The organism is Achromobacter pestifer, assembly GCF_013267355.1.
Taxonomy (GTDB): Bacteria; Pseudomonadota; Gammaproteobacteria; order Burkholderiales; family Burkholderiaceae_B; genus Achromobacter; species Achromobacter pestifer_A.
In genome coordinates this window covers 1880029-1898780 of the sequence record NZ_CP053985.1, presented here as the reverse complement: position 1 = coordinate 1898780, position 18752 = coordinate 1880029, and the positions used below count along the sequence as shown (strand labels likewise).

19 protein-coding genes are annotated in these 18752 nt (G+C 64.4%); 15 read left to right on the top strand and 4 right to left on the bottom strand.

The window, feature by feature from the left end; genetic code table 11:
* Positions 1–147: 147 nt before the first annotated feature.
* The 11 genes from FOC84_RS09245 to erpA all read left to right on the top strand — a co-directional run bounded on the left by FOC84_RS09245 (position 148) and on the right by erpA (position 9777).
* Entirely contained in the window at positions 148–1245 is a 1098-nt protein-coding gene (locus FOC84_RS09245; protein WP_173144155.1) for a TRAP transporter substrate-binding protein, read from the top strand.
* Positions 1246–1500: 255 nt separating this feature from the next.
* Positions 1501–2655 carry an ABC transporter substrate-binding protein gene (locus FOC84_RS09240; RefSeq protein WP_173144154.1) on the top strand — a complete coding sequence of 385 codons (1155 nt, stop codon included), beginning with the start codon at positions 1501–1503 and terminating at the stop codon, positions 2653–2655.
* 170 nt (positions 2656–2825) lie between these two features.
* Positions 2826–3707 carry a branched-chain amino acid ABC transporter permease gene (locus FOC84_RS09235; protein ID WP_041652165.1) on the top strand — a complete coding sequence of 294 codons (882 nt, stop codon included), beginning with the start codon at positions 2826–2828 and terminating at the stop codon, positions 3705–3707.
* A gap of 3 nt (positions 3708–3710) precedes the next feature.
* Positions 3711–4586 carry a branched-chain amino acid ABC transporter permease gene (locus FOC84_RS09230; protein ID WP_173144153.1) on the top strand — a complete coding sequence of 292 codons (876 nt, stop codon included), beginning with the start codon at positions 3711–3713 and terminating at the stop codon, positions 4584–4586.
* Positions 4579–5367 (top strand): ABC transporter ATP-binding protein, encoded by a 789-nt coding sequence (locus FOC84_RS09225; RefSeq protein ID WP_173144152.1) that lies wholly within the window; start codon positions 4579–4581, stop codon positions 5365–5367. Before FOC84_RS09230 ends, FOC84_RS09225 begins: the two co-directional genes overlap by 8 nt.
* A gap of 55 nt (positions 5368–5422) precedes the next feature.
* Complete coding sequence (locus FOC84_RS09220; protein ID WP_173144151.1) at positions 5423–6133, top strand: ABC transporter ATP-binding protein; 711 nt, start codon at positions 5423–5425, stop codon at positions 6131–6133.
* Positions 6134–6420: 287 nt separating this feature from the next.
* Positions 6421–6849, top strand: coding sequence for a 50S ribosomal protein L13 (gene rplM, locus FOC84_RS09215; protein ID WP_013391412.1), 429 nt, complete (start codon positions 6421–6423; stop codon positions 6847–6849).
* A 9-nt stretch (positions 6850–6858) separates the two neighbouring features.
* Positions 6859–7251, top strand: coding sequence for a 30S ribosomal protein S9 (gene rpsI, locus FOC84_RS09210; RefSeq protein ID WP_173144150.1), 393 nt, complete (start codon positions 6859–6861; stop codon positions 7249–7251).
* 212 nt (positions 7252–7463) lie between these two features.
* On the top strand, positions 7464–8528 hold the full coding sequence (argC, locus tag FOC84_RS09205; protein WP_173144149.1) for an N-acetyl-gamma-glutamyl-phosphate reductase: 1065 nt from the start codon (positions 7464–7466) through the stop codon (positions 8526–8528).
* 44 nt (positions 8529–8572) lie between these two features.
* Complete coding sequence (locus FOC84_RS09200) at positions 8573–9319, top strand: DUF6776 family protein (protein ID WP_173144148.1); 747 nt, start codon at positions 8573–8575, stop codon at positions 9317–9319.
* An 86-nt stretch (positions 9320–9405) separates the two neighbouring features.
* Positions 9406–9777, top strand: a complete 372-nt coding sequence (gene erpA, locus FOC84_RS09195; RefSeq protein WP_013391415.1) for an iron-sulfur cluster insertion protein ErpA — start codon at positions 9406–9408, stop codon at positions 9775–9777.
* A 68-nt stretch (positions 9778–9845) separates the two neighbouring features.
* Here the strand turns inward: erpA and FOC84_RS09190 are convergent, their stop codons facing one another.
* A complete protein-coding gene (locus FOC84_RS09190; RefSeq protein ID WP_173150035.1) occupies positions 9846–10925 on the bottom strand; it encodes an anhydro-N-acetylmuramic acid kinase in 1080 nt (359 codons plus the stop codon).
* 117 nt (positions 10926–11042) lie between these two features.
* On the bottom strand, positions 11043–12452 hold the full coding sequence (locus FOC84_RS09185) for a M23 family metallopeptidase (protein WP_173144147.1): 1410 nt from the start codon (positions 12450–12452) through the stop codon (positions 11043–11045).
* Between the two features lie 257 nt (positions 12453–12709).
* On the opposite strand from FOC84_RS09185, the gene tyrS reads away from it, so the two are divergent.
* From tyrS to nrdR, 4 genes are all read left to right on the top strand, one after another.
* Positions 12710–13939 carry a tyrosine--tRNA ligase gene (gene tyrS / locus FOC84_RS09180; RefSeq protein WP_173144146.1) on the top strand — a complete coding sequence of 410 codons (1230 nt, stop codon included), beginning with the start codon at positions 12710–12712 and terminating at the stop codon, positions 13937–13939.
* A gap of 72 nt (positions 13940–14011) precedes the next feature.
* Complete coding sequence (locus tag FOC84_RS09175) at positions 14012–14665, top strand: YbhB/YbcL family Raf kinase inhibitor-like protein (protein WP_013391419.1); 654 nt, start codon at positions 14012–14014, stop codon at positions 14663–14665.
* 393 nt (positions 14666–15058) lie between these two features.
* Positions 15059–16309, top strand: a complete 1251-nt coding sequence (gene glyA, locus FOC84_RS09170) for a serine hydroxymethyltransferase (protein WP_173144145.1) — start codon at positions 15059–15061, stop codon at positions 16307–16309.
* A gap of 206 nt (positions 16310–16515) precedes the next feature.
* Complete coding sequence (nrdR, locus tag FOC84_RS09165; RefSeq protein WP_013391422.1) at positions 16516–16995, top strand: transcriptional regulator NrdR; 480 nt, start codon at positions 16516–16518, stop codon at positions 16993–16995.
* A gap of 68 nt (positions 16996–17063) precedes the next feature.
* On the opposite strand, the gene FOC84_RS09160 is transcribed toward nrdR, so the two are convergent.
* On the bottom strand, positions 17064–18029 hold the full coding sequence (locus FOC84_RS09160) for a GlxA family transcriptional regulator (protein WP_173144144.1): 966 nt from the start codon (positions 18027–18029) through the stop codon (positions 17064–17066).
* A gap of 17 nt (positions 18030–18046) precedes the next feature.
* The gene (locus FOC84_RS09155) at positions 18047–18610 is read right to left on the bottom strand and encodes a cysteine hydrolase family protein (protein ID WP_173144143.1); all 564 of its coding nucleotides are present in this window, start codon (positions 18608–18610) and stop codon (positions 18047–18049) included.
* Positions 18611–18752: the final 142 nt, after the last annotated feature.

Below are 18752 nucleotides of genomic sequence, written 5' to 3'. Positions count from 1 at the left end.
CGCCGCGGCCGTCTTGCGGATCCCCGCAGTCGTTCCGGTCTTTGCAATCCCTTACCTGACTAGTGTGGCAAGGCAGGCCAAACTCAGCGTGTAATATCCGGCGGGTATCGCTTGATGTCCCAGGTGTTGCTGTAAAGGAGCAAAGAGATGCAACGACGTTCGTTCTTGAAGCACGCCGGTCTCGGCGCTGTCGCCACCGGAGCCGCCGTCAGCGCGCCCGCGTTCGCGCAGGACATGCCGTCATTGAGCTGGCGCCTGTCGTCCGGTTTCCCCAGCACCCTGGATCTGCGCATCGGCGCCGGCGAAAGCTTCTGCAAGTTCGTCTCGGAAGCCACGGGCGGAAAGTTCAACATCCGCCACTTTCCCGAGGGCGAAATCGTGCCCGCCGCGGACCTGATGGAAGCGGTCTCCACCAAGAAGGTGGAATGCGGCCATGCCTCGTCCCGCGCCTACTACGCCAAGAACCCCGTCTTCTGCTTTGACGCCGCCGTGCCCTTCGGCCTGAACGCCAGGCAGATGAACGCCTGGATGAGCGAAGGCGGCGGCCTGAGGCTGACCCGCGAACTCTTCAAGCCTGAAAAAATCATCAACTTTCCCTTGGGCAATACCGGCGCCCAGATGGGCGGCTGGTTCACCAAGGAAATCAAGCGCGCCGGCGACCTGAAAGACCTGAAAATGCGCGTCGGCGGCCTGGCCGGCGACGTGCTGGCCAAGCTGGGCGTGGCGCCGCAGCAGGCCGATCTCGCCAAGCTGACCGAGGCCTTCGAGAAGGACGGCCTGCAGGCGGTGGCGGGCGCGGGCCCCTACGACGACAACAAGCTCGGGCTCAATAAGGTTGCTAAGTATTACTACGCACCCGGCTGGTGGGCACCGGGCGAACAGCTGTCGCTCTATATCAATGACGAGGCCTGGAACGCGTTGCCCAAGAACTACCAGGCCGTGGTGGACGCCGCCGCGCAGGCCGCGCATGCCGCCACCATCGCCCGCTACGACGCGCGCAATGCAGCCGCCCTGACCCAATTGACGGCAAGCGGCGCCCAAATCCGTACATTCCCGCGGTCCATCATGGATCTGGCGTTCGAGGCCACGCAGCAGCTCTACAAGGATTTGGCTGCCAAAGACGCCAGATTCAAGGCGATACATGATAGTTACATGGGTTTTCGCGACAGCGAAATGCCATGGTTCCGCCTGACTGAAAGCGCGTACGACCAATACTTGGGCGTAGCGTTATCGGCCAGAACGTAGGACACTTACGCCTGCCGAATAACATTCGGTGAACGTTAGGGTTTTTGCTAGTAACCACGCGTTTTTTACAAAAAAATGGGCGGTTTGTAGGCTTTTGTTGAATGGCGTTCGAGTAGCCGCCTGATACAAAGGAGTAATATCCCGGGTCTTGACGCGCAAACATGGCGCCTTTAGGCGGCATCCGACGTCAATCCGGCAGGATTACATCAGCCCGGATACCAATATTCCGAGACAGACTTTAAGGTGGTAACAACCATGCAATCCAAGACCAAGAAGCTGCTGGCCGCGCTGATCGCTGCCGGTATCGTCCCGGCTGCCCACGCGGCTGACATCAAGATCGGCGTGGCCGAAGCCCTGTCGGGCGGCGCCGCCCAGTACGGCGTGTCGATCCGCAATGGTTTCCAGCTGGCCGCTGATGAAATCAACGCCGCCGGTGGCATCAACGGCAACAAGATCGTGCTCGTGGTCGAGGACGAACAAGGCAAGAAAGAAGAAGCGATCAACGTCTTCAAGAAGCTGATCTTCAAGGACAACGTCCTGATGGTCTTCGGCCCGACGCTGTCGAACTCGGCCCAGGCCGCCGACCCGATCGCCCAGGCTGCCAAGACGGTCGCCTTCGGCACCTCCAATACCGCCGACGGCATCACCTCCATCGGCAACTACGTGTTCCGCAACTCGGTCACCGAAGCCGACGTGCTGCCGGCCACCATCTCCACCGTCAAGGCCAAGACCGGCCTGAAGAACGTGGCGGTGCTCTACGGCAACGACGACGTCTTCACCAAGAGCGGCTACGACAACTTCAAGAAGGCCCTGGAAGACCAGAAGATCCCGGTCACCACGACCGAAACGTTCGCCAAGGGCGACGTGGACTTCAAGGCCCAGCTGACCAAGATCAAGGGCACCAACCCCGACGCCATCGTGCTGTCCGCACTGCTGGCCGAAGGCGCACCGATCATGGTCCAGGCCCGCCAACTGGGCCTGAACGTGCCGGTCATCGGCGGCAACGGCATGAACTCGGTCAAGATTTTCGACCTGGCCCCCGGCGGCGCGTCGAACAATCTGTGGATCGGCAGCCCCTGGTCGATCGAGAACAAGGCCCCCGAGAACGTCAAGTTCATCGGCGCCTACAAGGCCAAGTTCAACGGCGCGCCCGACCAGTTCGCGGCCCAGTCGTATGACGCCATGTACATCGCCGCCCAGGCGCTGAAGAACGTCAAGCTCTCCGGCGATCTGCCCAAGGATCGCGCGGCCCTGCGCGATGCGCTGCCTTCGGTGACCTGGACCGGCGCCACCGGCCCGTTCAAGTTCCGCCAGGCCAACGACCGCGCCGGCAAGCCCGCCGGCTACGACGCCGACCAGGCCCCCATCGTCAGCGTGACGAAGGACGGCAAGTACGTCATCGAGAAGTAAGCGCTACGCATCCCCGCGCGGGGGGGATGCGCCTTGCGGACGGCGTGGCCGTCCGCAAGGCGCTTTTTATCGCAGGGCCCTCACCCTAGAAGAAGCGCCTCCCTGCCGGGAGGCTCAAGGCCATGCAGTGGGCACTGCATGGGGCCCTCACAGCTTTGGAAAGTCCCATCATGTTCGAACAACAATTCGTCAATGCCTTGTCGCTGGGCTGTGTGTATGCACTGTTCGCGCTGGGCTTCACGCTGATCTTCGGCGTGCTCGGGGTGATCAACCTGGCGCATGGCGCCGTCTTCATGGTTGGCGCCTACGCGGCACTGTTCGTCGTGCAGCAATTCAGCCTGCCCCTGTGGGCCGGGCTGATGGCCGCGTTCTTCGTCGCGGGCTTCACCGGGGTCATCATCGATTACCTGGTGCTCAAGCCGCTGCGCAAGCGCAACGCGCCCCACTTGATTCCCATGATCGCCACCATCGGCGTAGGCATCATCCTGAATAACGGCGCCCAGAGCATTTTCGGTGCCAGCAACCTGCGCTTCCCGCACGGCACCGTGCCCGAGGAAGTGATCGAGGTCGCCGGCCTGCACCTGACGGTGATCGAGCTGGGCATCATCTTCCTGTCTTTCGCGCTGATGGCCGTGCTGATGTACGTCATGCGCCGCACGCAATTCGGCCGCGCCCTGCGCGCCATCGCCGAATCGCCCAAGGCCGCCTGGCTGCTGGGCATCAACGTCGAAAAGCTGTTCGTCACCACCTCGTTCGCCGCGGCCGCCCTGGGCGGCGTGGCCGGCGTGCTGATCGGCCTGTACTCGAACGCGCTGTTCCCCCTGATGGGCCAGCCGATGCTGCACAAGGGCATCGCGGTCATCATCCTGGGCGGCATGGGCGACATCCGCGGCGCCATGCTGGGCGGCCTGTTCCTGGGTTTCGCCGAGGTGCTGTCGGTGGCCTACATCGGCTCCACCATGCGCGATGCGGTGGCTTTCGGCCTGCTGTTCCTGATCCTGCTGGTGCGCCCGCAAGGTCTGTTCGGCAAAGTGGTTCAACGCAAGGCTTAAAGAATGAGCGGATTCGAAAACTTCTGGGCCATCTACGGCAACTTGGTGCTCACGCTGGGCACCAACGCCTTGCTGGCTCTCTCCATCTGGCTGACCCTGGCTTGCGGCATGCTGGCCATGGCCAACGCAGCCTTCATGGGCATCGGGGCGTACGCCGCCGCGCTGCTCACCATGAACTACGACGCGCCGTTCTCGGTCGCCCTGGCCGGCGGCATGGCGGCGCCCGCGCTGGTGGCGGCGCTGATAGGTTTGCCGACCTTACGGCTGTCCGGGGTCTATCTCGCCATGGCCACGCTGGGCTTTGGCGAAGTGGTCCGCGTGACCATCCTCAACACCGAGTCCGTCACTGGCGGCGCGCTGGGCCTTAACGGCATCCCGCAGCTGACGCAGTGGTGGCATGTGGTGCTGGCGGTCGTCATCGTGCTGTTCGTGCTGTGGCGCGTGCGCGCCTCCAAGATCGGACGCTCGTTCGACGCCATCCGCGGCGACGAAACCGCGGCCGGCCTGATGGGCATCGACGTGCGCGCCAACAAAATGCTGGCCTTCGTGGCCGGCGCCATGATCGCGGGTCTGGCCGGCGCCCTGAACGCGCACCTGACCTTCTTCATCGGTCCCAATGAATACGGCTTCGACCGTGGCGTGGAAATCCTGACCATGGCCATCCTGGGCGGCATCGGCGGCCTGGCCGGTCCTGTGCTGGGCAGCTTCATCATTACCGTGTTGCCCGAGATGCTGCGCGGTTTTGCCGATCTGCGTCTGATCGCGAACGGAGTGATTCTGGTGGTGATTGTGTTGTTCCTGCCGCAAGGCATCTGGGATCCGGCGCGCTTCAAGCGCTGGATGCGCCAAGGACGCCAGGGAGGCAAGCGCCATGCTTGAGCTTTCTTCCGTCTCCAAGAGCTTCGGCGGCCTGCATGTGCTGCATGACGTCAGCCTGTCCGTGCCCGAGGGCGCCATCTTTGGCCTGATCGGCCCCAACGGCGCCGGCAAGACCACGGTGTTCAACCTCATCACCGGCCTGCTGCCGCCCAGCGGCGGCACCATCACGTTCAACGGCCAGAGCGTCCTGAACACGAAGCCGCACCGCATCACGCGCATGGGCATCGCCCGCACGTTCCAGAACATCCGTCTCTTCAAGGAGATGACGCTGCTGGAAAACGTGGTGGTGGGCGCCTACCGCCATATGAACTACGGCTTCCCCAGCCTGCTGCTGGGCCTGCCGGGCTACCGCGAGCACGAGCAGCGCGCCCGCGAGCGCGCGCACGAACTGCTCACCTGGATGCGCCTGGACCACAAGGCCAACGATCTAGCCGATAACCTGTCCTACGGCGAACAGCGCCGCCTGGAACTGGCGCGCGCGCTGGCCACCGAGCCCAAGCTGTTGCTGCTGGACGAGCCGGTTGCCGGCATGAACACCGGCGAACGCGCCGAGCTCATGCACGAGATCCTGGCGATCCGCGACCGCGGCTACACCATCCTCATGATCGAGCACGACATGCGTTTCGTCATGGGCCTGTGCGAGCGCATCGCGGTGCTGAACTTCGGCAAGATCATCGCTTGCGGCGGCCCCGAAGAGATCCGCAACAACGAACAGGTCATCGAAGCCTATCTGGGCCGCGAAGACGACGAAGACACCGAACAAGCGGGGGCCGCCAAATGAGTCGCCGGGCCGCTCCCAAGACGAATACCGTAGCGCATTGCGCGGAGGCTGCACAATGAGCGCCATGCTGGAAGTCCGCGGCCTCGAGGTCAATTACGGCCACATCGAGGCCGTCCGCGGCATCGACCTGGACCTGAACGCCAAGGAAATCACCGCCCTGGTCGGCGCCAACGGCGCTGGCAAATCGACCACGCTGCTGGCGTTGTCGGGCCTGTTGCCCAAGGCGCGCGGCAAGATCATCTTCGAAGGCGAGGACATCACCAACCTGCCGCCCCATCAGCTGGTGGCGCGCGGCATCGTCCAGGTGCCGGAAGGGCGGGCCATCCTCACCACCATGACCGTGCTCGAAAACCTGGAGCTGGGCGCCTACCGCCGCGGCCTCAAGAACGTCGACTCGGACCTGGAATACGTGTTCAACCTGTTCCCGCGCCTGAAGGAACGGATCACTGGCATCGCCGGCAACCTGTCCGGCGGCGAACAGCAGATGCTGGCCATCGGCCGGGCCTTGATGGCCAAGCCGCGCCTGCTGCTGCTGGACGAGCCATCCATGGGGCTGGCGCCCATCGTGGTGCAGGAGATCTTCCGCTCCCTGCGCGCGATCAACGCCGACGGCCTGACCCTGTTCCTGGTCGAGCAGAACGTGCGCCAGGCGCTGAAGATCGCGCAGCATGGTTATGTGCTGGAGAACGGCGCCATGGCGCTGACGGGCACGGGCCGTGAACTGCTGGGCCACCCCCGCGTGCTGGAAGCCTATCTGGGCGCCTGATCGGGGCGTGTGTCCCTGATATTGGCAGATGTGGCGGCGCCTCAGGGCGCCGTCGCCGCATTTCCCGAACGCGAATGAGTTGCCCACTTTTTGAGCAGCTGTGGTAGAATCGCAGGCTTTCCCTCATTTTGGCCAATGCACGGGCGGGTAATAACGCTTAGGCAAGACGCTGATATCGACTGAATCTGTCGAAAACCCTAGTGGTTTTTTCCGGGATTCGGTCCAGTTCAGGGAAAAAAACTGGCTGGATGGTCCAGCCAGGGAAATTTTTATTCTTAGGAACCATCATGAAGACCTTTGTGGCCAAGCCGCATGAAGTCCAACGTGACTGGTTTGTGATCGACGCCAAGGGCAAAGTCCTCGGTCGTGTGGCCAGCGAAGTCGCACGTCGTCTGCGTGGCAAGCACAAACCTGAATTCACGCCGCACGTTGATACGGGTGACTACATCGTCATCGTCAACGCTGCCGATATCGTTGTTACGGGCGCCAAGGCGAAGGACAAGAAGTACTTCCGCCACACGACGTACCCGGGCGGTATCCGTGAAACGAACTTCGAGAAGATGCAAGAGCGTTTTCCCGGCCGCGCCATCCAGAAGGCTGTCAAGGGCATGCTGCCCAAGGGTCCTCTGGGCTACGCCATGATCAAGAAACTGAAGGTGTACGCCGGTGCCGAGCACCCGCACACCGCCCAGCAGCCCAAGACGCTGGATATCTAAGGAAACGCCATGATCGGTAACTGGAATTACGGAACCGGCCGTCGCAAAACCTCGGTGGCTCGCGTTTTCATCAAGAAGGGCACGGGTAAGATCGTTGTCAACGGCAAGCCCGTCGACGACTTCTTCGCCCGCGAAACCGGCCGCATGATCGTGCGCCAGCCGCTGGAATTGACCAGCCACCTGGAAACGTTCGACATCAAGGTCAATGTGCACGGCGGCGGCGAAACCGGCCAGGCCGGCGCAATCCGTCACGGCATCACGCGTGCCCTGATCGATTACGACGCGACCCTGAAGCCCGCACTGTCGCAAGCTGGCTTTGTCACCCGCGATGCCCGCGAAGTCGAACGCAAGAAGGTCGGCTTCCGCAAGGCACGTCGGCGCAAGCAGTTCAGCAAGCGTTAATACGCTGCTCAAAAAAGCCCGCTTCGGCGGGCTTTTTTTCGCACCTTCAGTTCCAGCGCCGGACTTCGTTCGGCCGCTGTGCGTCCCGCGCGGAACTCCGCGCATTCCGCCCGGTCGGAAAGAAGGGCTGCGGTGCCATTTCGGGCTCTTAGCCGCAACACCCGCTTTCCCGAGCGATACAATCGATCCTCGTTCTACGAAGAGCACACATCATGGCCCAAGCATCGAACACCCGCATCAAGGTTGGTATCGTCGGCGGCACCGGTTACACCGGCGTCGAGCTGCTGCGCTTGCTGTCGCAGCATCCCAATGTGGAATTGACCGCCATCACGTCCCGCAAGGAAGACGGGCTGCCGGTGGCTGACATGTACCCGAACCTGCGCGGCCGCGTGAACCTCGCCTTCTCGGCGCCGGAAAAGGCCACGCTGACGGATTGCGACGTCGTGTTCTTCGCGACGCCCCACGGCGTGGCCATGGCCCAGGCCCAGGAACTCATCAATGCGGGCACCAAGGTCATTGACCTGGCCGCGGACTTCCGCCTGCAGGACATCCCCACCTTCGAACGCTGGTACAAGATTCCCCACACCTGCCCGGACATCCTGGCCGAGTCCCAGTATGGCCTGGTGGAGCTGAACCGCGAGGCCATCTCCAAGGCCCGCGTCATCGGCAACCCCGGCTGCTACCCCACCACCGTGCTGCTGGGCCTGGCCCCGCTGCTCGAAGGCGGCAAGAAGCTGATCGATGCCCAGACCCTGATCGCCGACTGCAAGTCGGGCGTGTCGGGCGCTGGCCGCAAGGCCGAAGTGGGCTCGCTCTTCTCCGAAGCCTCCGACAACTTCAAGGCCTACGGCGTGGCCGGCCACCGTCACCATCCTGAAATCGTCGCGCAGCTGGAAAAGATCGCTGGCGGCCAGGTCGGCCTGACCTTCGTGCCGCATCTGGTGCCGATGATCCGCGGCATGTTCTCCACCCTCTACGCGCGCATCCTGCCGGAAGCCCGCGACACGGACTTCCAGGCCCTGTTCGAACAGCGCTACGCCGACGAGCCCTTCGTCGACGTGATGCCTGCCGGCAGCCTGCCCGAAACCCGTTCGGTGCGCGCTTCCAACAACCTGCGCATCGCGCTCAGCCGTCCGGGCAATGGCGATCAGCTGATTGTCCTGGTGGTCCAGGACAACCTGGTCAAGGGCGCCGCCGGCCAGGCCGTGCAGAACATGAACCTGATGTTCGGCATCCCCGAATCGACCGGCCTGGACCAGGTCGCGATCCTGCCCTGATGTACGCAGGCTTGCAGCCATAAGGCCGCAAGCCGCCGCTCTTTATGCCCGCCGATTCCTCCACCACGCCCCAGTCTCGCCCCGCCGGCGGGTTGGCACGCGTACTCGTGGGCTTGCTGATCGGCGTGCTGCTGGGCGGCTCCGCCAGTTTTTTCTACGCCCGCAAGCTGTACCGGCCGCAGGACGCCGTGGTGATCAGCGCCCGGCAGGCCGAGGTCGCGGAAGAGGCCAGGCGTCAGCAGTCGACGCAGTTGCGCTACACGCAAGGGCAACTCGACACCGCCGATGGCGAACTCGTCATCGAACGCGCGGCGCGCCAGGAGCTGGAAACGCAGCTGCGCGCGGCTCAAGCCGAAGTCGGCAGGGTGCGCGATCAGCTGGCGTTCTATGAGCAGTTGTTGCCGCCGGGCCCCGAGGGTTCGGTGGATATCCGCGGCGTCGAGATCGACCGCAGCGGCGGCGGCCTGCGCTACAAGGTCCTGTTGATGCGCAGCGGCCGCAACGGCGCCTCCCCGTTCTCGGGCGCCTTGCGGTTCCAGGCCACCGGCATCCTGAAGGGCGAAACCGTGAAGGTGGATCTGGCGCCCATGCAGGTCAAGGCCGAGTCCGGCTCCGTCGCCATCCCTGGCGACAGCGCGCCGACCTCGCCGCTGGCCCTGCAGTTCGATCAATACCAGCGCAGCCAGGGCATCCTGGCGCTGCCGGAGGGATTTGTCCCCGAAAGCGTGACGGTCAGCGTCCTGGAGGGCGATACCGTCCGGGCGTCAAGAAGCGTCAAGCTCGAACTTTGAGTCTGCGCAAGCCCTGCGCTATAGTGACACTATGCGAGCGCCGTTGCCGCTCACCGAAATATGGCCGAACCGGCCAGGAGTGAACCATGAATGCAGTGACCGAAACCGTCGACCTGCAGGCCGCCCCGCCTGCTCCCCTGGTGTTTACCGACTCGGCTGCGGCCAAGGTGAAGGATCTGTTGGCCGAAGAAGGCAATCCTGAGCTGAAGCTGCGCGTTTTCGTGCAGGGTGGAGGCTGTTCGGGTTTCCAGTACGGCTTCACCTTCGACGAAGTCGTGAACGATGACGACACCGTGCTGGACAAGGCCGGCGTGCAACTGCTGGTCGACCCGATGAGCTTCCAGTACCTGGTCGGCGCAGAGATCGACTACAAGGAAGACCTGGAAGGCGCGCAGTTCGTCATCCGCAATCCCAACGCCAGCACCACCTGCGGCTGCGGTTCCTCGTTCTCGGTGTAATCATCCGGGCAGGAAAAGAAAAAGCCCTTCGGTTTGCCGAAGGGCTTTTTTGCATGGGCGCGCGGCTTTCAGGCGGGATAGAGCGCGCCCAGGATGCGCGGGCCGTGCGCGCCAGTGACGGCGGGCAGGCCTGCCGGCCTGCGCTGCACGAAGGCTTGCGCCAGCCAGGCGAACGCCAGGGCCTCGACTTCCTGCGCCGGCACGCCCAACGTATCCGTGGCGTACACGGGCCGTTGCAGGCAGTACGCCAGCTCGCGCATCAAGCCCGCGTTGCGCGCGCCGCCGCCACAGACGAAGACTTCCTGCGTGCCTGCTGCCGCGGCATCGACGGCGTTGGCCACCGTGCGCGCCGTCAGGCGCTGCAATGTGGCCTGCACGTCTTGCGGCTCGGGCTTGGGGCCGTCGAACGCGGCCAGGCGATCGTCCAGCCATTGCATGTTGAACAGGTCGCGTCCGGTGGACTTGGGCGGGGGCAGGGCGAACCAGGGCTCGCTGGCCAGGAGCTGCTCCAGCAGCGGCGCCAGGACCTGCCCCGTCGCGGCCCAGCGGCCGTCCGCGTCATACGGCAGGCCCAGGTGACGCTGGCACCAGCCGTCCAGCAGGACGTTGGCGGGGCCGGTATCGAAGCCGCGGGGCGCGTGTCCGGGTTCCAGCAGTGTCACGTTGGCGATGCCGCCCAGATTGAGGACGGCGCGGCCTTGCGGCGCGCCGAAAATGGCGGCATGGAAGGGCGGCACCAGCGGCGCGCCCTGGCCGCCCGCCGCCACGTCGCGGCTGCGGAAATCCGCCACCACGTCGATGCCAGCCAATTCCGCCAGCAGGGCGGGGGCATTGAGCTGCACGGTGTAGCCTAGATCGGGGCGGTGCCGGACAGTCTGGCCATGCGCACCGATGGCGGTCACATCGCCGGCTGGCACACCGGCTTGCTGGAGCAGGGCGGCCACGGCCTGAGCGTACAGGCGGGCGAGCCCGTTTGCAGCCAGCGCGGCGCGGGCCAGTTCGTCGTCGCCGGACTGGTTCAGGGCCAGCAGTTCGCGCCGCAGGTCCGCCGGCATCGGGAGGCTGGCGCTGGCGAGCACGGCCGGCGCCTGGCCGTCGGCCAGCCGTACCAGCACGCCGTCCACGCCGTCGACGCTGGTGCCCGACATTAGCCCGATAAAGAGCTGCGCGTTAGTGGTGGAAGGATTCACGGGGGCCTCGAAAAAGAAAAAGCGGCCGCGCAGCTGAAAGTGCGGGGCCGCTTTTGACGGGACGTGGGGCCGGCTTTAGCGGCTGGCCACGTTGGTCAGGGCGTCGGGCAGGGTCTGCTGGAATTCCGTCAGCAGCTGGATCTGCGCCTTGTACGGTCCCACGGCTTGGTTGAAGGCGCGGACTTCGGCGGGTTCCAGGCTGCGGGCGACCGGCAGGTCCACCGACAGCGGATCGATAGGCTGGTTGTCCACGCGGAATTCGTAGTGCAGGTGCGGGCCGGTGGCCCAGCCGGTGGCGCCGACATAGCCCAGCAGCTGGCCCTGCGAGATCTTCGAGCCCTTGGTGATGCCTTCGGCGATGCGGCTCTGGTGGGCGTACAGCGTCGTGTACTTGCCGTGGTGCTTGACGATGACGACGTTGCCGTAGCCGTTCTGCCAACCGGAGAATTCCACCGTGCCGTCGGCCGTGGAGTGGATCGGCGTGCCCGAGGGCGCGGCGTAGTCCACGCCCTTGTGTCCCGTCCAAGTCTTGTGGATGGGGTGCATGCGCATGCCGAACGTCGAGCTGATGCGGCTGAACTTCAGGGCGGTGCGCAGGAAGGCGCCGCGCAGGCTGGTGCCGTCGAAGTCGTAGTACGAGCCGCTCTTCTCGTCGGGGCTGAACCAGACGGCGTTGTAGGTCTTGTCGCCGTTGATGAATTCCAGAGCCAGCACGCGGCCAGCGCCCGCGTAGCGGCCGTCGTGCGAACGCACTTCGTAGACCACGCGGAACTGGTCGCCTTGGCGCAGGTCGCGCAAGAAGTCGATCTTGGCGCTGAGGATGTCGGCCATCTGCATGGTGACCGAGTCCGGGATGCCGGCGGCGTCGGTGGCGCCGAACAGCGACGAGCGGATCGTGCCCACGGCGACGCGGGTCTGGCGCTCGGTGCTTTCGGTGATTTCCTCGGCCTTGTAGCTGTCGCCCGCGGGCGCGACGTGCAGCATGCGCGTCACGACCTGGCCATCCGTCTCGTTGCCGGGGGTGTGGATGTAACGCAGCCAGATCAGGTTGCCGGCCTCGTCCGTCGCGGCCTGCACTGAGCGGCCCGGGTACAGCTTGTAGATGCTGCGGGCGCTGGCTTCGTGCGTCAGGAAGGTCTGCAGGCTGGGCACGTCCAGTTCCAGGCGCTGCAGCACCGCGGCCAGCGTGTCGCCGGCGCGGATCCGGGTTTCGCTGATGTAGGGGGCGGCGCTGGGGGTGCTGACTTCGACTTGCTCGGCGCTTAGCGGCAGGACGCTGCTGATGATGCGCGAAGGGGGGAGTTCGGTGCGGTCGGGTTGCTGCACCATGCCTAGGGCGGCGGCGCCTGCGAACAGACCAATGGCGGTGACGAGAATAGTGCGGCGGAAAAGTCCCGAGCGCTGGGGCTTGGGCTCAACGGGCGCAAACAGGGCAGCAACTTTGCGCTTGATGCTACTCGCCAGTTTGTGGAGGCCACGATTCATCGTGAAGATACCCTCTCAGGTGGCTTGAGCTCGCAGGGTGCGTGACACGAACGACCCTCGCGCGCACATATCTGGGGCAAGGGCTGTGGCGCGGGGCGCATCTTGTGAACAACGGGGTGTAAACCGGACCGCAACTGCGTATACATGGCAATTGCGTATGATTGGGCGGTATCCTAGCTGATTCGGCTAGAATTTTCGATAGTTTTCGTCACTTTTTACACCTTTTTATCGGCTGAAGCCGAGTTGGTCCCCCTGCCATGTCATCCTCAGAAGCCCCGATTACCCCTGAAGTCGAAGCAGACCTGCGTATAGCGAAGCGCGGCTGCGACGAGTTGCTGGTTGAGTCCGAATTCGCCCGCAAGCTTGCCAGGAGCCGCGCCACGGGCGTGCCGCTGCGCATCAAACTGGGGCTGGATCCGACTGCACCGGACATCCACCTGGGCCATACGGTGGTGCTGAACAAGATGCGCCAGCTGCAGGACATGGGGCACAACGTCATCTTCCTGATCGGCGACTTCACCTCCACCATCGGCGATCCCAGCGGCCGTAATAACACTCGTCCGCCGCTCACGCGCGAGCAGATCGAGTCCAACGCCAAGACCTATTACGCCCAGGCCAGCCTGGTGCTCGATCCGGCACGCACCGAGATCCGCTACAACTCCGAATGGTGCGATCCGCTGGGCGCGCGCGGCATGATCCAGCTCGCCTCGCGCTATACGGTCGCGCGCATGATGGAGCGCGAGGATTTCACCAAGCGCTTCAAGGGCGGCATCCCGATCTCGGTTCATGAATTCCTGTATCCGCTGATGCAGGGCTATGACTCGGTGGCGCTGAAGTCCGATCTGGAGCTGGGGGGCACCGATCAGAAGTTCAACCTGCTGGTCGGGCGCGAACTGCAAAAAGAGTATGGCCAGGAGCCGCAGTGCATCTTGACGATGCCGCTGCTGGTCGGGACGGATGGCGTAGAGAAGATGTCCAAGTCCAAGGGCAACTACATCGGCATTTCGGAGTCGCCCGATTCGATGTTCGGCAAGCTCATGTCGATTTCCGACACGCTGATGTGGCGCTACTTCGAGCTGCTGTCGTTCCGCACACTGGAAGACATCGCCGCGCTCAAGCAGGAGATCGACGGCGGCCGCAACCCGCGCGACGCCAAGGTCATGCTGGCCCAGGAAATCATCGCGCGCTTCCATTCCGCGAAGGCGGCCGACGAGGCGCTGGCCTCGTTTGAAGCCCGTTTCCGCGACGGCGCGATCCCCGATGACATGCCCGAGGTGAACATCGGCGGGGCGCCGGTGGGCATCCTGAAGCTGCTGCGCGAAGCCGGCCTGGTCGCGTCGGGCTCGGAAGCGCAGCGCAACGTGGAGCAGGGCGGCGTGCGCGTCAACGGCGATCGCGTGGAAGACAAATCGTTGCAATTGCCGGCGGGGACTTACGTCGTTCAGGTGGGCAAGCGCAAATTTGCGCGTGTTAACTTGAACCCATGATTGCGAAGTTTTGATACGCTGAGGGTACAGACAGGGGCAGTGGGGCCTTTGCGGCACATCAAGGAGCACGACATGAAACTTTCGAGTTTGTCCTTTTCCGATAACGAGTCGATTCCCGAACGCTACGCCTTCGGCAGGATCGATGCGCAATCGCACGTCGCGCTGGCAGACAACTTCAACCCGCAGTTTTCCTGGGACGACGTTCCGGCGGGCACGCAGTCGTTTGCCCTGATCTGCCACGATCCCGATGTGCCCTCCGAGCCCGACGACGTCAACCAGGAAGGCCGCGAGGTACCCGCCAGCCTGCCCCGCGTGGACTTCTTTCATTGGGTGCTGGTCGACCTGCCGGCCGACCTGCGCGACATCGAGGAAGGCACCTTTTCCAGCGGCATCACGCCGCGCGGCAAGGGCGGCCCGCTGGCGCCGATGGACGCGCGCCAGGGCATCAACTCGTACTCGTCATGGTTCGCCAATGACCACGACATGAGTGGCGACTACTTCGGCTATGACGGCCCGTGCCCGCCCTGGAACGACGCCATCGTGCACCGCTATGTATTTACCCTGTACGCGCTGGACGTGCCCACGCTGAATCTGCAGGGATCCTTCACTGGCGAGGACGCGCTGCGCGCCATCCAGAAGCACGTGCTGGCTCAGGCGTCGCTGACGGGCACCTATACGCTCAATCCGAAGCTGGCTCCCAAGCAGATCGGCGCCACCTCGGCCTGATCCGCCGCGCCACGGCAAGGCCGCAGTCTTGCGACTGCGGCCTTTTTCCATCTCCGAAAAGATTCAGCCCATTGCGCGCTTGAGCCGCAGCAGCGTCAATCCAAAAGTGATGAAGATGGCGCCGACCAGACGGTTGATCCAGGTCACGCTACTACTAGCGAGTAGGTTATGAGCGTGGCGCTTTGCATGAAAGTTTCTCAAGTCGGGTTGAGACGGGTTTTCCGGCCGCGGAGGATGGCGTGGTTTTCGCGCCCGTGCCTGGAATTTTGCCCGGGTTCCCGGCATTTTGAGCGCAATTGATTCTGCCCGCCGGGGTAAACTATCCATCATTCTCCGGGTTTACCCACCCGGGCGCAGTTTTCTCCTCTCTTACCGCCTCAGGAACCCCCCGTCATGTTTGACCGCAACCTCACCTTGTCCAAGGCTGACCCGGACGTTTGGGCCGCCATCCAGAAGGAAGACGTCCGCCAGGAACAGCACATCGAGCTGATCGCCTCGGAGAACTACGCCAGCCCGGCCGTCATGGAAGCCCAGGGTACGCAGCTCACCAACAAGTACGCCGAAGGCTATCCGGGCAAGCGCTACTACGGCGGTTGCGAATACGTGGACGTGGTCGAGCAGCTGGCCATCGACCGCCTGAAGCAGATCTTCGGCGCCGAAGCCGCCAACGTGCAGCCCAACTCGGGTTCGCAGGCCAACCAGGGCGTGTACATGGCCGTCCTGAAGCCGGGCGACAAGGTGCTGGGCATGAGCCTGGCCGAAGGCGGCCACCTGACGCACGGCGCGTCGGTCAATGCCTCGGGCAAGCTGTACAACTTCATCTCCTACGGCCTGGACGAAAACGAAGTCCTGAACTACGACCAGGTCGAGCAACTGGCCCGCGAGCACAAGCCCAAGCTGATCGTGGCTGGCGCCTCCGCCTATGCCCTGCACATCGACTTCGAGCGCATGGCCCGCATCGCCCGTGAAAACGGCGCGCTGTTCATGGTCGACATCGCCCACTACGCGGGTCTGGTCGCCGGCGGCGCCTACCCCAACCCGGTGCCGCACGCCGACTTCGTCACCTCGACCACGCACAAGTCGCTGCGCGGCCCGCGCGGCGGCGTCATCATGATGAAGGCCGAGCACGAGAAGATCATCAACTCGGCGATCTTCCCCGGCATCCAGGGCGGTCCGCTGATGCACGTCATCGCCGGCAAGGCCGTGGCCTTCAAGGAAGCGCTGGAGCCCGCCTTCAAGGACTACGCGCAGCAAGTGGTCAAGAACGCCAAGGTGCTGGCCGACACGCTGGTCAAGCGCGGCCTGCGCATCGTCTCCGGCCGCACCGAAAGCCACGTCATGCTGGTGGACCTGCGTTCCAAGGGCATCACGGGCAAGGAAGCGGAAGCGGTGCTGGGCCAAGCCCACATCACGGTGAACAAGAACGCGATCCCGAACGATCCGGAAAAGCCCTTCGTGACCAGCGGCATCCGCCTGGGCACGCCGGCCATGACCACGCGCGGCTTCACCGAAGCGGAAGCCGAGCTGACCGCCAACCTGATCGCCGACGTGCTGGACAATCCGCGCGACGAAGCCAACATTGCCGCCGTGCGTGCCCGCGTCAATGAACTGACCTCGCGCCTGCCGGTCTACGGTAAGAAGTAAGCGAGCATCCCTGCGGCGGGCTGCGGCCTGGCCGCAGCGGTCCACAAGGGACGGCCCCGCAAGGCGCCGTCCCTTTGCTTTCGGGGCGGCCGGCGCCGGCCTGGTAAAAAATACGGGGGCGGATTAGCCTGTATTGACGCTGGCGGCCGGGCGTCTCGTTACAATATGCTCAAATATTGCCCTTTCAGCGCCTTTAGGGATCACACATGCGGTGTCCATTTTGCGGCAATGCCGAAACGCAGGTCGTAGACAGCCGGGTCTCCGAAGAAGGCGACGCCATACGCCGTCGCCGTCGCTGCCTGTCCTGTGACAAGCGCTTCACCACCTATGAACGGGTGGAGTTGGCCATGCCTTCCATCGTGAAGCGCAATGGCAGCCGCAGCGATTACGATCCCGGCAAGCTGCGCGCCAGCTTGAGCCTGGCGTTGCGCAAGCGCCCCGTCAGCACGGAAGACGTGGACGCCGCGGTCGCACGCATCGAAGAGCAACTGCTGGCCAGCGGATTGCGCGAAGTGCCCAGCGAACATATCGGCGAGCTCGTCATGAACGAACTGCGCAAGCTCGACAAGGTGGCGTACGTGCGTTTCGCTTCGGTCTACAAGAGCTTCGAGGACATCGGCGAATTCGTCGAGGCCATCCGCGAGATGCAGGGTCCGTTGCTGCCGGGCAAGCTGCGCAAGGACTAGCGGTTCGGCTCAAGGTCCGGGGCCGGCTGGCGCCACGGAAGCAGGAAAACGACGGCGCTGCGGCGCCGTCATTGCATGGTGGGCGCCGAACGCGCGAGGCTGGGCGTAAGCGGCTGGAATTTGCGCCAGACACGGCGCATGTGCTGCGCCGACCCGAATCCCGACTTCTCGGCCACGCGCTCCAGGTCCAACCGGGTATCGCGCAGCAGGTCGCGCGCTAGCGCCACGCGTATCTGATAGAGGTAGTCCATCGGCGTGCAGCCCGCGTGTTCGCGGAACAGCCGGGTCAGATGGCGCGCGCTGGTGTGCGCCTGGTCCGCCAGCGATTGCGCCGACCAGGGCGCCGCCGGATCGCGGATGACCGCGTCCTGCACCCGGTGCACGCCCGGATGCAGGTGGCTGCGGTGGTCCAGCCAGGGCGACAGCGTGGAATCCGTGCCGGCGCGCCGCTGGTAGACCACCATGTCGCGCGCGGTTTCGCTGGCCACGCGTGGTCCGCAATGCCGCGACACCATGTGCAGCGCCAGGTCGATGCCGGCCGTGATGCCGGCGCTGCTGACCAGTTTGCCGTCCTCGACGAAGATGCGGTTGTCATGCAGCCGCGCGCTCGGGTCGATGCTCGCCAACTGTTCCAGGCAGGTATGGTGGGTGGTGCAGTCGCGCTGCCGCGTCAGCCCGGCGGCGGCGGCAAACAGGGCGCCGGCGCATACCGTCATCAGCGTGAAGCCGTCCGCGGGATGGCGGACGGCCAGCCAGTCGATGATGGCGCGCGAGTCGGGGTCGTCCAGACGCGTGGGTTTGCCCACCACGCCTGAAATGATGACCAGGGCTTCGGGCGGCAGACTGGCCGGCAGGGCCTGGATATGTGCCAGGTGCAGGCCGGGCAGGCCGCTTTCGACCTCCCGGGACGGGCCGCAGAAATGCTGTTCGAAGGCGCCCGGAGCCAGCTTGTTGGCCACGCGGAAGGCCTCCGCCGGGCCTGCGACGTCCAGCAGCACGATGCCCCGCGTCAGCACGAAATACACCGGAACCATGCGGCTCTCCGCCAGCGTCAGGCCGCCAGCGCGTCGGCCGCGCGCGCGATACGGGCAAAACGCCCTTGCAGCACCAGCTCGGTCCGGTCGCGGATCTCGGCCGGCGTGTAGTGCTGGCCGGACGGGCTTTGCATGGCGAAGGTCAGGGTGGCGTCGGTGGGGAACACCACCTTGTAGCCGGCGTCGCTGGCATGGCGCGAGGTGGTTTCGCAGCACTGTTCGGTGCGGATGCCGCTGACGATGATGCCTTCGATGCCGTGCTTCACCAGCCAGTCCTGCAGGCTGGCGCCGTCCGCGTCCTTGGCGTAGAGCGAGGAATGCACGGTCTTGTGGAACACGGCGGTGGGGGCGATGCGCAATTCCTTGAGCGTCTTGACGTGCCCGGAGGCCAGAGAAAAGGGGTTGGCGGGGTCGTCCGACACGCTGGTGTGGAATACCTGCAGCACCGGAATGTCGCGGGCCTGGGCCTCATCGATCAGGGACTGGATCCGTTCCACGAAGGCGGGGTACTCCGTTTCATCCCAAAACGGACGTTGCCGGAAAGAGTCTTGTACGTCGATGACGATCAGTGCTTGTTTCATGGACCACGCTCCTGGAGCGAGAATTGTAGAGGGTGTGATGCCATTTTTACTGCAATCCGATGCTGCGGCGAGCGCGGCGAAAGACGGCTGTCGGCCTAAAACGGACATGAGTGGCTGGCGCGGCCGAGCGCCACCGTCCGGC

Bases quoted from the DNA above. Each gene is read 5' to 3' on its own strand.
- FOC84_RS09245 (WP_173144155.1), top strand. From the start codon at position 148: ATGCAACGACGTTCGTTCTTGAAGCACGCCGGTCTCGGCGCTGTCGCC.
- FOC84_RS09240 (WP_173144154.1), top strand. From the start codon at position 1,501: ATGCAATCCAAGACCAAGAAGCTGCTGGCCGCGCTGATCGCTGCCGGT.
- FOC84_RS09235 (WP_041652165.1), top strand. From the start codon at position 2,826: ATGTTCGAACAACAATTCGTCAATGCCTTGTCGCTGGGCTGTGTGTAT.
- FOC84_RS09230 (WP_173144153.1), top strand. From the start codon at position 3,711: ATGAGCGGATTCGAAAACTTCTGGGCCATCTACGGCAACTTGGTGCTC.
- FOC84_RS09225 (WP_173144152.1), top strand. From the start codon at position 4,579: ATGCTTGAGCTTTCTTCCGTCTCCAAGAGCTTCGGCGGCCTGCATGTG.
- FOC84_RS09220 (WP_173144151.1), top strand. From the start codon at position 5,423: ATGAGCGCCATGCTGGAAGTCCGCGGCCTCGAGGTCAATTACGGCCAC.
- rplM (WP_013391412.1), top strand. From the start codon at position 6,421: ATGAAGACCTTTGTGGCCAAGCCGCATGAAGTCCAACGTGACTGGTTT.
- rpsI (WP_173144150.1), top strand. From the start codon at position 6,859: ATGATCGGTAACTGGAATTACGGAACCGGCCGTCGCAAAACCTCGGTG.
- argC (WP_173144149.1), top strand. From the start codon at position 7,464: ATGGCCCAAGCATCGAACACCCGCATCAAGGTTGGTATCGTCGGCGGC.
- FOC84_RS09200 (WP_173144148.1), top strand. From the start codon at position 8,573: ATGCCCGCCGATTCCTCCACCACGCCCCAGTCTCGCCCCGCCGGCGGG.
- erpA (WP_013391415.1), top strand. From the start codon at position 9,406: ATGAATGCAGTGACCGAAACCGTCGACCTGCAGGCCGCCCCGCCTGCT.
- FOC84_RS09190 (WP_173150035.1), bottom strand. From the start codon at position 10,925: ATGTCGGGCACCAGCGTCGACGGCGTGGACGGCGTGCTGGTACGGCTG.
- FOC84_RS09185 (WP_173144147.1), bottom strand. From the start codon at position 12,452: ATGAATCGTGGCCTCCACAAACTGGCGAGTAGCATCAAGCGCAAAGTT.
- tyrS (WP_173144146.1), top strand. From the start codon at position 12,710: ATGTCATCCTCAGAAGCCCCGATTACCCCTGAAGTCGAAGCAGACCTG.
- FOC84_RS09175 (WP_013391419.1), top strand. From the start codon at position 14,012: ATGAAACTTTCGAGTTTGTCCTTTTCCGATAACGAGTCGATTCCCGAA.
- glyA (WP_173144145.1), top strand. From the start codon at position 15,059: ATGTTTGACCGCAACCTCACCTTGTCCAAGGCTGACCCGGACGTTTGG.
- nrdR (WP_013391422.1), top strand. From the start codon at position 16,516: ATGCGGTGTCCATTTTGCGGCAATGCCGAAACGCAGGTCGTAGACAGC.
- FOC84_RS09160 (WP_173144144.1), bottom strand. From the start codon at position 18,029: ATGGTTCCGGTGTATTTCGTGCTGACGCGGGGCATCGTGCTGCTGGAC.
- FOC84_RS09155 (WP_173144143.1), bottom strand. From the start codon at position 18,610: ATGAAACAAGCACTGATCGTCATCGACGTACAAGACTCTTTCCGGCAA.